Origin of the sequence: Yersinia sp. 2541 StPb PI (assembly GCF_052217145.1) — a bacterium.
Lineage (GTDB): Bacteria > Pseudomonadota > Gammaproteobacteria > Enterobacterales > Enterobacteriaceae > Yersinia > Yersinia enterocolitica_E.
Genome location: NZ_JAZGQB010000001.1, coordinates 4,499,288 through 4,512,044, shown reverse-complemented (window position 1 = coordinate 4,512,044; position 12,757 = coordinate 4,499,288). Strand labels below are relative to the sequence as shown.

The window sequence follows — 12,757 nt, the reverse complement described above, 5'->3', positions numbered from 1 at the left end:
TATTCCATAAAGTTTTAGTTTCCTGTTTGCTAATCTGACCCAGATACGGAAGGATACCGGCCGGTTAGGGTTATGTGCTCATAATCGCCTTTTATTGTGGGTGGTTTCCCTATTCGTTAACTTGCATAAATTAAAGTAGTCATCATTAGGCTGAACACGTTGGTGCAGTCGTTAGATTTTTTTGTGTGAAAAACGTCTATTTTTAATAAAAACAATAGATTAATTAATAAAAACAACCGGGAAAGCCGGAGCAGACACATCATCAGTTCACAGAGGATATATGGCAGATAACGAAGAGAAAAAAGGATTACACCGTGGGTTGGAAGCCCGGCATATCGAACTGATAGCGTTAGGTGGGACAATTGGCGTCGGGTTGTTTATGGGGTCCGCCAGCACCCTAAAATGGGCCGGGCCTTCGGTATTGCTGGCTTATATCATTGCTGGCTTATTTGTATTCTTTATTATGCGGGCCATGGGCGAAATGCTTTATCTGGAGCCGGTTGCCGGCTCCTTTGCCGTCTATGCCCATAAGTATCTTAGCCCCTATTTCGGCTATCTAACGGCTTGGGGTTATTGGTTTATGTGGATAGCGGTAGGGATATCAGAAATTACCGCGATTGGGGTATACGTTCAGTTTTGGTTCCCAGAAATTCCACAATGGCTACCTGCGATTGCCGGGGTGGCCATAGTGGCGCTGGCTAATCTGGCGGCGGTCAGATTATATGGTGAGCTGGAGTTCTGGTTCGCGATGATCAAGGTTACCACCATCATTGTGATGATTCTGGTGGGGTTGGGGGTTATCTTCTTCGGTTTTGGTAATCACGGACAAGCGATTGGTTTTGATAACCTGACAGCCCATGGCGGCTTTTTTGCCGGCGGGTGGAAAGGATTCATGTTTGCTTTGTGTATTGTGGTGGCGTCCTATCAGGGGGTTGAGCTGGTGGGTATCACCGCCGGTGAGGCTAAAAACCCGCAAGTGACATTAAAGCGAGCCATTAATAATATTTTATGGCGCATCCTGATTTTCTATGTTGGCGCGATATTTGTCATTGTCACTATCTTCCCGTGGAATGGTATCGGCACGGAAGGCAGCCCGTTTGTCCTGACATTTGCCAAGATTGGGATAGTTTCAGCTGCGGGTATTATTAACTTCGTGGTGCTGACTGCGGCACTGTCAGGCTGTAACAGCGGTATGTATAGCGGCGGGCGTATGTTGTATGCACTGGCGAAAAATCGCCAGTTACCTGCCTGCCTGACTAAGCTGTCGGCCAGCGGTGTGCCAGTTTACTGTATTGCGGTGACGATTCTGTGTCTGCTGGTGGGGTCAAGCCTTAATTACATTATTCCAAATCCACAGCAGGTGTTTGTCTATGTTTACAGTGCCAGTGTATTACCGGGCATGGTGCCGTGGTTTGTGGTCCTCGTTAGCCAGCTGCGTTTCCGCCAGGTACATAAAGAAGCGTTAAAGCAGCATCCGTTTAAATCCATCATGTTCCCGTATGTAAACTATCTAACTATCGCTTTCTTGATATGTGTACTGGTCGGGATGGGGATTAACCCTGATACCCGTTTATCTTTGTTAGTCGGGGTGATTTTCCTTGGATTGGTGTCGGCATGTTATTTCGGACTGAGAATGCATAAACACAACGTTGCTGAAACATCTCCAAAGTAATTGGCGTTGTAGGTAGGCCGCAAGCGAATGACGAATCTGCTGGGAACCGATTTGAATGCTGTTTGCAGTAAGTAGTCTTGTAGAGGCCCGGTCCATGGAAGGGTCGGGTACCGAGAGCAGTGAACATCCTTGCGGCTTCAAGTATGAAGGGGATAAAACGTCTATAAAACCAGCGAACAAGGCAAGGGGGGGCTATTAATGGCTAACTTTTGCGGCAGAGTGTGCAAAGCGTAAGCAAACACACCATTTCTTCTAAAAAAGCACTAGACAGCCAAGTATTAAAACCGTAGTATCCTCACCCGCAACGGCGCTAAGCGCCCGTAGCTCAGCTGGATAGAGCGCTGCCCTCCGGAGGCAGAGGTCTCAGGTTCGAATCCTGTCGGGCGCACCATTAATTTTGTGTGCAAGAGCTGCGGTGGTAAGATTGCCGCGTACGACGAAGTAAGCTGTAAAGAAGTTATGGTGGCTATAGCTCAGTTGGTAGAGCCCTGGATTGTGATTCCAGTTGTCGTGGGTTCGAGCCCCATTAGCCACCCCAAATTTTGTGGAACATGCGATGGTGGCGGAATTGGTAGACGCGCTAGCTTCAGGTGTTAGTGTCCTTACGGACGTGAGGGTTCAAGTCCCTCCCTTCGCACCACACAAACATGTAGATATTCATTAATATTTACATGGACATAGGTCGAAAGACCATGTAGAGTCAACAGTAAGAAATCGGCGAGTAGCGCAGCTTGGTAGCGCAACTGGTTTGGGACCAGTGGGTCGGAGGTTCGAATCCTCTCTCGCCGACCAATTTCAGAAGAAACCCCGCAATGCGGGGTTTTTTTTCGTCGGTATAATATCGATTCCCCATCATAGCCCTCTCTTTTCATCCTGTTGTATTGACGGTCGCTAATCCGACCTCACATTCTGTCCTCCTTGTATTAGAACCTTTGTTGGCACCCTTTGATCAAATTAGTCCTATAGGGTGACCAGACTGGTGATTTATCAGGTAAAAGAATAGGTGTTGGTTTTTTGCGACAAAAGGCAGAGGCTTTGTCTCCAAATGGAGACATATAAGATTATGATAAACATAAAGAAAATAAATGGTAGTGTATAACGTCGTTTTGTAGCGACAGATCACTTAGACAGTATTGGTCGCGCGATGGCTGGTGCGTTGTATCGCACCATCTATTAGGATGAAAATAAATTTATTATTTATCAGTCAATTAAACGCTTACTTGCGGGTAATTAGATGAAATTGCTCTCGGTTAGATGGAGTTGGCACGCTAAGTGCAATATCTACCCTGTAGATGCTCATCTCACTTATTATGATAGCGTGGTGTTTATAGCCAAATTAGCTTCATAAACCCAGAGATGATGCAGAGCCGATTTTAGGGTGCCTATTGTCCATGTAAACGATGTCGAATATCTTCATCACATACCGGGCATAACGTTGAGTGAGGCGCCGACATTGTTGTCTGTAGACCTGAAAATTTTAGACGCTTGCCTTTCCGGCAAGCGTTTTTTTTTGCATACCCTTCGTACTTGGAGCTGCAGGGTTGTTAGCTGCGCATACTTACCCGAATCACTTACCTGAGTAAGCTCATCGGGATGCGTTTGCTGGCTGCCTACCTGCAACTCCAATTACTTTGGGTATTCTTTGCTACTTGAAGCTGCAGGGTTGTTAGCTGCGCATACTTACCCGAATCACTTACCTGAGTAAGCTCATCGGGATGCGTTTGCTGGCTGCCTACCTGCAACTCCAATTACTTTGGGTATTCTTTGCTACTTGGAGCTGCAGGGTTGTTAGCTGCGCATACTTACCCGAATCACTTACCTGAGTAAGCTCATCGGGATGCGTTTGCTGGCTGCCTACCTGCAACTCCAATTACTTTGGGTATTCTTTGCTACTTGAAGCCGCGGGGTTGTTAGCTGCGCTAGTTACTCGGCCCATCCGTGGGCCTCGCCTCGTTGAGGCCGCTGCAAGCAGCGTTCAAATCTACTCCCGACAGATTTGTCCCCCGAATCAGGAGCAGAAAAAAGGCCCCGTAGGAGCCTTTAGATTGCTGTTTTGCTAATGGTCAGAGCGATTCACCATTCTGCCGCAAGGTCAACAGTAACCCCTCACGACGCGCCTGCGCTGCATCTTCAGGGCGATGCAGTTTATCCAGGGCATCAGCTAGCCATGCATAGTCATAACCGTCTGGACGCTGCTCAAGCGCTGCTTTAAAGGCTTCGTGGGCCTTCTCCCATTCACCGTGTTTTAGCATGAGTTGGCCCAAGGTGCTATTAAGTAGCGGGGTCGCGCCATGCTGCTTGATGTGCTGGCGCAATGCTTTCTCCAGCGGCTCTGGGTTACCTGATTTTAAGCGTGGGATCAGGAGTACTAAGCGCTCATCATACTGACGCTTCAGGCCATCCAGAATGATTTGCTGGGCGACATCATGATCGTCACACTCAATTAGATGTTCTGCCAGTGCGACTTGCAGCGGGATCTCATTGCGGACTTTACGGCTTTGATCTTTCCACCAGCGTTTCAGACCATCACTGCCTTCTTCCGCCATACATTGATTCATCATGCCAATATAAGCTTGCTGCTCCAATGCGGCGATTTCTTCTGGCGTATGGACCTGCACTTTGCTCATCGCGGGTAAAATTTCCAGCAATGAACTGTAAGCACCGGTACGCAGGAAAGCCTGTTCAGCCAGACGCAGCACTTCTGGGTGACGTGGAGCTTGATCCAATAAACGATCCACCCCATGGCGGGCCGCATGAACGTGGCCTTGCGCCAGTTGAATGCGCACTCGGGTGATATCTACCGGCAACTGATCTGTATCAGCAACTTCTGCTGCTCGTTCCAGGTATTGATTGGTACGGAATTCATCGCCACGCTGTTGGGCAGCTTCCGCAGCCAGCAGGTAGTTTACCATCGGTTGTTCAGCATGATCGGCATTACGGGTGAGCAACTTTTCAACCTGCTTGAAATCCCCTTCGGCTAGTTTGATCAATGCAGCTTTGGTTTGCTTACGAGCGCGGGTGCGTTTGCGGCCCATAAACCAACCACGGGTACGGGCACCGGTGCGGAAAATACGGCGCAGTATCCATTCAATGATAAGGAACGCGACCAATACCAGCACCAATATAATCACCAGACCGGTCACGCTGGTCTCAACGTTATAGTTGTCAGTTTGAATCAATACATAGCCTTGGTGCCCAGCCAACATGGGGCCGAGGACGATGCCAGCGGTCAGGATAAGGAATAACAGTAAAACTCGCAGCATACTTATTCCCCCTGAGCGGCAACTGGCGGTTGTGCCAGTAAGTTACGAACCCGGGTTTGCATCAATTTTTCCAGCATTGGCTGGCTCTTCAATTGATCAGGTACGTCCATTGAGATTGACTGTTGACTCAGGCTCTCTAACTCATCCAGAAAAGCTTTGGTGCTCGGGTCATTCACATCGAAATAAGCGCGAACCCAAGTGGAGATAGTCTCCAGTGACTGTTTGTACACTTCGTCTTGATGGCGAGGGACTGCCTGAGCCGCGACCAGCAAGCGGGAGCGAATATTCTCGCGTAAATAAACATCCTGATTCGGTGCCAGCAGTGGCTCTGCGCTACTATCACGGCGGCGGATAGTAATAAAATCAGACATAAAACTGTGCCAGCTTTTGGTCAGATTCTGACGCCATTCGGCTAATGAACTGGACAGCTCATCGCTATCGGCATCCATCGGCGAATCATCGGTATTATTATCAGCCAAACGTAGATTATCCACCTGATTCGACAGCTGATTCAGTTTGAGGATAATGCCGTCAAAATCCACCTGGCTTACCGCCGAAAGGGTACTGATGTCCTCGGTGAGTGCGCGGCGTACGTCGATAAGACTTGGGTCATTCATGTCAGCCAGACTGGCATCGGCACTTTTCAGTAAAGTCGCTGCGGTGGCGACATCCTGATCACTCCACAGTTTGCGCCCCGCCATTTTCACCAGAAAATCCGCCTGGGCCAGTAGCCATGTTTTGGCATCGCTACCCGAAATAGTAGCGACTTTTTCCTGTAATTCATTAAGTTGGCGGATCAACGAGGTTTGCTGACGATCTGCTGCTTCCAGCGCTTTGCCTTGCTGTTGTAGTAATGACTCAAGCTGCTGTTTTTCCTGCAATTGGCTCTGTTTTAGTTCAGCCAACTGTTCTTGTAGCGCGATATTCGCCACATCTTGTAACTGAGCCTGCTGCTGTCCGTGATAATAAAGCCCGGCACCCAGCGCGATAGCCAATGCAATAGCAATGGCACCCAGAATTGGGCCGGTTCGTTTCTCCCGGCGGCCTTCAGGTTCTGGCTGTTGGTGCCTCTCAACCGCAGTGGTTGTCTCTTCCACTGGTGCGGATGGGGTATTTTGTTCCGTCATATTGGGCATCCCATAGTCAGGTTTCAGGTTTATTGAAAGTCTTGTAGCGCGCGGATCAGCGCGTCATTATCCGCATTTTCTGCCACCCGGGTATCACGCCAGCCCATTTGGGCGGCCTGGGCAGCCAAACGCTCACTCACTACAACCAGGCGGCAGCGTAGCAGCCACGAAGAACGATAGTAATCAGGAACTAAAGTATAGATCTGTTGTAACATTTCGCCGCTAGTCACTACCAGAATATTGACCCCCGCACGTTGCCAATGCGCACTTTGCTCACTGCCATCATAAAAGATGGGGCTACGTTGATAACATTCACAGTAGGTAATTGCCGCTCCTCGCTGTGCCAGGCTTTCGCCTAGCAGTTCCCGCCCGCCGTTACCGCGCAGTAACAGCACCTTTTTACCGGACAGTGTTTGCAGGTCTGGTAATGATAACAGCATCTCACTGGTCTCCCCCATCGGGGGGAAGGTGACATGCAAACGGCTGGCAGTATGCAATGCCAATGCGGTGGTACGGCCAATAGCATAATAAGATAACTGTGCTGGCCATAACAGGTTATTTCTTTTTAACAGTGGGTTAGCGTAGCGGATAGCATTCTGTGATAACGCAAATACCAGATCGCCAGCTTGCATATCTTGGAGCAATGCCGGTAGTTTAGGCAGGTCTATCCCCGGAGAGAAATCAATCAATGGCGCATGATAGGCAACCCGGCCCAGCGCACGCAGGCGACTGACTAACTGCTCTCCAGCAGGAGATGGACGGGTTACCAAAATGGTCATAGTGGGGGGTTATCCTGATAAACATCGGCCAATATTGCGCGCGCACCACGTGATAGTAACTCATCGGCCAGCTCAATCCCCATTTGCTCTGCATTCTCAGCAGGGCCACGGCGCTCACCGCGAATGATCTCACTACCATCCGGCGCACCGACTAATCCACGGAGCCACAGCGTGTTGCCTTCTAACTCAGCATAGCTGCCGATCGGCACCTGACAGCCTCCTTCGAGACGGGTGTTCATGGCTCGCTCGGCACACACTCGCAGCTCGGTTGCACGATGATTGAGTGGTGCCAGCAGTTGGCGGGTAAAATCGTCATCCAGGCGGCATTCAATGCCGACTGCACCCTGACCGACAGCCGGTAACGACTCCTCGGCGGGCATGGCGTAGCGAATCCGCGATGCCAATCCCAGGCGATTGAGGCCCGCAACCGCCAGTATAATCGCGTGGTAATCGCCGTTATCAAGCTTGGCAAGGCGAGTGCCTACATTACCCCGCAGGTCGCGGATAATCAGGTCCGGGCGACGCTCGCGCAATTGGCACTGGCGACGCAAGCTGGAGGTGCCGACGATGCTGCCCGCAGGTAAATCATCGAGATGAGCAAAATGTGGCGATACAAAAGCATCACGCGGATCATCGCGTTCACAAATGGTGACCAGACCCAAGCCCTCAGGGAAGGCGATAGGCACATCTTTCATGGAGTGGACGGCGATATCCGCACGGTCTTCCAGTAGGGCCAGCTCTAACTCTTTGACGAACAAGCCTTTACCACCGACTTTTGCCAGTGGGGTATCCAGAATGATGTCCCCACGGGTAACCATTGGGACCAACTCAACCTGCAAGCCGGGGTGATTGGCTTGCAGTAAATGTTGAACATAATGTGCTTGCCATAAGGCGAGCGGGCTTTGTCGCGTGGCAATTCGAATAATTTTGTCTAACATTGCTTGTTACCGTTTTATATTTTGCGGCCCATCCTATCATTGACCAGTGAATGCTGTCAGTGCGATAGCCACATAAAGACGACGGATAAGAGCACAAGAAAGCAGCTATTGTAACAAATACATGGCGGGATAACTTCTTCCTTAATACCACGGCGTCGTTATCAGCCAAGCTACCTGTGAATGTCAGCTAAGAAAGGGATAGATAGACATTACAATTGTAGGGATAGCTTTACGGTCAATCGGCAAGGTGTTAGATTGATCACGTTTCCAGCAATAATTCGTTAATTGTTATTCAAACAAAATGTCTTCAAACAAAATGTTTTTTGGTCAGTACAACAAAAAGTACATTTTTCGCTGAAAGTCAAAAAAAGTAATAAACGAATCTGGGACGCGGGTTTTTTTCTAAGCACCGGAACAATTCTAAGCACCGGAATAACCAGGCGAGACGTCTTGTACCTCTACATCGAGACACTGAAACAGCGACTGGATGCGATCAACCAATTACGAGTCGATCGCGCCTTGGCGGCTATGGGGCCAGCCTTCCAAAAGGTCTACAGTCTGCTACCGACCCTACTACATCATCATCATCCACTGATGCCGGGTTACCTTGATGGTAACGTTCCCCATGGCGTCTGCCTTTTTACGTCCAATGAAACGCAACAGGATTATCTGTCTGAGGTTGAAGCCAAGTGGGGCGAACCTTTGCAACAGAGTGTCGGCGGCGAACTGCCGATTACCGGCGTCTATTCTATGGGTAGCACTTCCTCTATTGGGCAATGCCATACTTCAGATCTTGATGTTTGGGTGTGCCATCAGGCCTGGCTCGATTCTGAAGAGCGTAACCGCTTGCAACAAAAATGCAGTTTGCTGGAAAAATGGGCTGCATCAATGGGTGTTGAAGTCAGCTTCTTCCTGATAGATGAAAACCGTTTCCGCCATAATGCCAGTGGCAGCTTGGGGGGCGAAGATTGCGGTTCAACCCAACACATATTATTGCTGGATGAGTTTTACCGCAGCGCGGTTCGTCTGGCAGGGAAACGTATTCTGTGGAATATGGTTCCGGTTGAAGAAGAAAATAATTATGACGATTACGTACTGTCGCTCTATGCGCAGGGCGTATTAACACCGAATGAGTGGCTGGATTTGGGCGGTTTGAGCACCCTGTCAGCCGAAGAGTATTTCGGTGCCAGTTTGTGGCAATTGTATAAAAGTATCGATTCGCCCTATAAGGCGGTGCTGAAAACCTTATTGCTGGAAGCGTATTCGTGGGAATACCCCAATTCTCAATTGCTGGCGATGGAGATCAAACAGCGCCTGCATGCCGGTGAAATTGTGGCCTTCGGTCTTGATGCTTATTGCATGATGCTTGATCGCGTCACTCGCTATCTGACCCAAATCAATGACACTACCCGTCTGAATTTGGTGCGGCGTTGTTTCTATCTGAAAGTGTGCGAAAAACTGTCCCGTAGCCCGGCGAGTGTCGGCTGGCGGCGTGAAATCCTCAGCCAACTGGTCAGTGAATGGGGTTGGAGTGACGAGAGTTTGGCGGTGCTGGATAACCGTGCTAACTGGAAGATTGAGCGGGTACGTGAAGCGCATAACGAGCTGTTGGATGCGATGATGCAGAGTTATCGCAATTTGATCCGTTTCGCGCGGCGCAACAATCTGAGTGTCAGTGCCAGTCCGCAGGATATCGGCGTTTTGACCCGTAAACTGTACGCGGCATTTGAAGCTTTACCTGGCAAAGTGACGCTGGTTAACCCGCAAATTTCACCGGATTTATCGGAAGAACATCTGACTTTCATTCATGTTCCGGCAGGTCGTGCTAACCGCGCGGGTTGGTACTTATATAATCAAGCGCCCTCTATGGATGCGATTGTGAGTCACCAGCCGCTGGAATATAACCGTTACCTGAACAAACTGGTGTCCTGGGCCTATTTCAACGGCCTGTTGACCAGCAAGACACGGCTACATATTAAAAGCGCCAATCTGTGCGATACGGTGAAATTGCAAGAATTGGTGACGGATATCTCTCACCACTTCCCGTTGCGCTTGCCTGCACCGACACCTAAAGCACTCTATAGCCCGTGTGAGATTCGCCATTTGGCGATTATCGTCAATTTAGAGCATGACCCGACAGCGGCTTTCCGCAATCAGGTGGTGCATTTTGATTTCCGTAAACTGGATGTATTCAGTTTTGGCGAGCAGCAGCAGTGTCTGGTGGGCAGTATCGATTTGCTGTATCGCAACTCCTGGAATGAAGTTCGAACCTTGCATTTCAGTGGTGAGCAGGCAGTGTTGGAAGCATTGAAAACCATTTTAGGCAAAATGCATCAGGATGCGGCTCCGCCGGAGTCAGTGGATGTGTTCTGTTACAGCCAGCATTTGCGTGGTTTGATTCGTACCCGCATTCAGCAGTTGGTTTCCGAGTGTATTGAGTTGCGCTTATCCAGTACCCGTCAGGAACCGGGCCGTTTTAAAGCGGTACGAGTTTCCGGCCAGACCTGGGGTTTGTTCTTTGAACGCCTGAGTGTTTCCGTTCAAAAATTGGAAAATGCGGTCGAATTTTACGGTGCGATTTCTAATAACAAACTGCATGGGTTATCGATTCAGGTAGAAACCGATCAAATTCATCTGCCGCCAGTGGTGGACGGTTTTGCCAGCGAAGGGATCATTCAGTTCTTCTTCGAAGGCACCGCAGATGAAAAAGGCTTTAACATTTATATTTTGGATGAATCAAACCGCGTTGAGGTTTATCACCACTGTGAGGGCAGTAAAGAGGAGTTGGTGCGAGATGTCAGCCGTTTTTATTCATCGTCTCACGACCGTTTTACCTACGGCTCCAGCTTTATTAACTTCAACCTGCCGCAGTTCTACCAAATTGTGCAATTAGATGGCCGTACCCAAGTGATCCCTTTTCGCAGCAACACGTTATCCCATCTATATATCGTCGACAAAGAGCCAAGCCAGCCTGCGCAGCAGTTGCAGTTACATTAATTTCCCCTGTGTCCCTGAAGCCGCAGGGGTGTTAGCTGCGCTAGTTACTCGGCCCATCCGTGGCCCTCGCCTCGTTGAGGCCGCTGCAAGCAGCGTTCAAATCTGCTCCCGACAGATTTGTCCCCCGAAGCACTGACTTGAGTCAGCTCATCGGGATGCGTTTGCTGGCTGCCTACCTGCAACTCCAATGACTTTGGGGAATGACCTGTGTCCTTGAAGCCGCATGCGCCTAGATAAAACTCACCTCTTCACCTGCCTGCGCACTAGCCGCTTGCGATAATTTGGCGAAGAATTCTTCGCCGCTGCGTGAGCAATACCAGTGGCCTTCACGATAATTGAAATGGTAACCACCCGCTTTAGTCGCCAACCATACCTGATGCAGTGGCTCTTGGCGGTTGATAACAATCTTACTGCCATTTTCGAATGTCAGGGTTATCACTCCGCCATTAGTTTCATAATCGACATCACTATCGCCGCTAAAACCATCCAGTGTCTCTTCAATGTAAAGCATCAATTGATCGGCTAACTGATGAAACTCGCTATCGTTCATATTCAATTCCTATTGCTTTTCATGATCCACCTGCGATTATAGAGAGCATGGACGCATGAATCACAAGTATTAATGCGATTATACCCTTCATACTTGAAGCCGCAGGGGTTAGCAGTGTGCACTCACCCGAATCAATTACCGATGTAAGTGCATTGGGATTCGTTTGCGGCCAACCTGCAACGCCAGATTCTTTGGGTATAATAGGTGCTAAAACAATTTACAGGCGTTAAAAATGAAAAAAGAATTATGTTGGCCGCTGGCGGCGATGATGGTATTCGCACTGGCGGGTTGTGGCTTGAAAGGCCCGTTATATTTTCCACCCGCTGACAAACCAAAAGTAGAAACCGCGCAACCGGATAGTGGTCAGGTAGAGCGAAACCAGCAGGACCTGTCAGGTACCAACCAGACAAAATCTATTGCCGGGCCGCAGTAATTATTTTTATCGCAGCCAGATTGAGTCAGTATTTAATTTGCCCGTGCCAAATTTAGCCGGTAAATGAAAGTCAGCGGAGTATGAAATGCAGTTCTCCAAAATGCACGGTCTTGGCAACGACTTTATGGTTGTCGATGCAGTTACCCAAAATGTTTACTTTTCGCCGGAGTTAATTCGTCGATTAGCAGACCGGCACACTGGCGTGGGCTTTGATCAGATGCTGGTGGTTGAACCGCCTTATGATCCTGAGCTGGATTTTCACTACCGTATTTTTAATGCCGATGGCAGCGAAGTTTCTCAGTGTGGCAATGGTGCACGTTGTTTTGCTCGGTTTGTTCGGTTGAAAGGGTTGACCAATAAACGTGATATCAGTGTGAGTACCCAAACTGGCCGCATGATATTGAGTGTTACTGAAGACGAGCTGGTTTGTGTCAATATGGGCGAGCCCAATTTTGACCCGCAAACGGTGCCTTTCAGAGCAACTAAAGCAGAGAAAACCTACATTTTACGCGCGGCGGAACATACGGTGTTGTGCGGCGTGGTATCAATGGGCAATCCTCACTGTGTGATGCAGGTTGATGATGTTTCGGTTGCTAATGTTGCCTTGCTGGGTCCAGTATTGGAAAGCCATGAACGCTTCCCCGAACGGGCTAATATTGGTTTTATGCAGGTGGTTAGCCGCGAGCATATTCGCTTACGGGTGTATGAGCGTGGTGCTGGCGAAACGCAAGCCTGTGGTAGCGGTGCTTGTGCAGCAGTGGCGGTGGGGATCCAGCAAGAGTTGTTGGCTGAAGAGGTTCATGTTGAACTGCCAGGCGGCAGTTTGCATATCAGTTGGAAAGGGCCGGGCCACCCACTGTATATGACCGGGCCGGCAACACATGTATATGATGGCTTCATTCATTTATAATATCCTGCGTACTTGAAACTGCAGGGTTGTTCGCTGCGCGCACTCACCCGAATCACTTACTTAAGTAAGTTCATCGGGATTCGCTTGC

9 protein-coding genes and 4 tRNA genes are annotated in these 12,757 nt (G+C 49.4%); 8 read left to right on the top strand and 5 right to left on the bottom strand.

Annotated features, from left to right (window positions below; translation table 11 throughout):
* Positions 1 to 280: 280 nt before the first annotated feature.
* The 5 genes from thrP (at position 281) to V1953_RS20245 (ending at position 2,464) form a co-directional block, all read left to right on the top strand.
* The gene (thrP, locus tag V1953_RS20265; RefSeq protein WP_083161890.1) at positions 281 to 1,672 is read left to right on the top strand and encodes a bifunctional threonine/serine APC transporter ThrP; all 1,392 of its coding nucleotides are present in this window, start codon (positions 281 to 283) and stop codon (positions 1,670 to 1,672) included.
* A gap of 314 nt (positions 1,673 to 1,986) precedes the next feature.
* Positions 1,987 to 2,063 (top strand) — tRNA-Arg (locus V1953_RS20260).
* A 71-nt stretch (positions 2,064 to 2,134) separates the two neighbouring features.
* Positions 2,135 to 2,210 (top strand) — tRNA-His (locus V1953_RS20255).
* 15 nt (positions 2,211 to 2,225) lie between these two features.
* Positions 2,226 to 2,312: transfer RNA gene (locus V1953_RS20250), tRNA-Leu, on the top strand.
* Between the two features lie 75 nt (positions 2,313 to 2,387).
* A tRNA-Pro gene (locus V1953_RS20245) sits at positions 2,388 to 2,464 on the top strand.
* A 1,271-nt stretch (positions 2,465 to 3,735) separates the two neighbouring features.
* On the opposite strand, the gene hemY is transcribed toward V1953_RS20245, so the two are convergent.
* The 4 genes from hemY to hemC are packed head-to-tail and all read right to left on the bottom strand — an operon-like array spanning position 3,736 to position 7,779.
* Positions 3,736 to 4,935: a protoheme IX biogenesis protein HemY gene (gene hemY, locus V1953_RS20240; protein WP_083161892.1), complete on the bottom strand. Its 1,200-nt coding sequence runs from the start codon at positions 4,933 to 4,935 to the stop codon at positions 3,736 to 3,738.
* 2 nt (positions 4,936 to 4,937) lie between these two features.
* Positions 4,938 to 6,062, bottom strand: coding sequence for a uroporphyrinogen-III C-methyltransferase (gene hemX / locus V1953_RS20235; protein ID WP_083161894.1), 1,125 nt, complete (start codon positions 6,060 to 6,062; stop codon positions 4,938 to 4,940).
* Between the two features lie 29 nt (positions 6,063 to 6,091).
* Entirely contained in the window at positions 6,092 to 6,841 is a 750-nt protein-coding gene (hemD, locus tag V1953_RS20230; RefSeq protein WP_442851246.1) for a uroporphyrinogen-III synthase, read from the bottom strand.
* Positions 6,838 to 7,779 carry a hydroxymethylbilane synthase gene (hemC, locus tag V1953_RS20225; protein ID WP_083161898.1) on the bottom strand — a complete coding sequence of 314 codons (942 nt, stop codon included), beginning with the start codon at positions 7,777 to 7,779 and terminating at the stop codon, positions 6,838 to 6,840. The genes hemD and hemC overlap by 4 nt, the downstream gene beginning before the upstream one ends.
* 450 nt (positions 7,780 to 8,229) lie before the next feature.
* On the opposite strand from hemC, the gene V1953_RS20220 reads away from it, so the two are divergent.
* Positions 8,230 to 10,776, top strand: a complete 2,547-nt coding sequence (locus tag V1953_RS20220; protein WP_083161901.1) for a class I adenylate cyclase — start codon at positions 8,230 to 8,232, stop codon at positions 10,774 to 10,776.
* A 229-nt stretch (positions 10,777 to 11,005) separates the two neighbouring features.
* Here the strand turns inward: V1953_RS20220 and cyaY are convergent, their stop codons facing one another.
* Positions 11,006 to 11,326, bottom strand: a complete 321-nt coding sequence (gene cyaY / locus V1953_RS20215; protein WP_442851245.1) for an iron donor protein CyaY — start codon at positions 11,324 to 11,326, stop codon at positions 11,006 to 11,008.
* A gap of 232 nt (positions 11,327 to 11,558) precedes the next feature.
* Here cyaY and lptM point away from each other — a divergent pair, with 232 nt between their 5' ends.
* Together lptM and dapF are read left to right on the top strand one after the other, a co-directional pair.
* Positions 11,559 to 11,759 (top strand): LPS translocon maturation chaperone LptM, encoded by a 201-nt coding sequence (gene lptM / locus V1953_RS20210; RefSeq protein ID WP_083161905.1) that lies wholly within the window; start codon positions 11,559 to 11,561, stop codon positions 11,757 to 11,759.
* 85 nt (positions 11,760 to 11,844) lie between these two features.
* Positions 11,845 to 12,669 (top strand): diaminopimelate epimerase, encoded by an 825-nt coding sequence (gene dapF / locus V1953_RS20205; protein ID WP_372569757.1) that lies wholly within the window; start codon positions 11,845 to 11,847, stop codon positions 12,667 to 12,669.
* Positions 12,670 to 12,757: the final 88 nt, after the last annotated feature.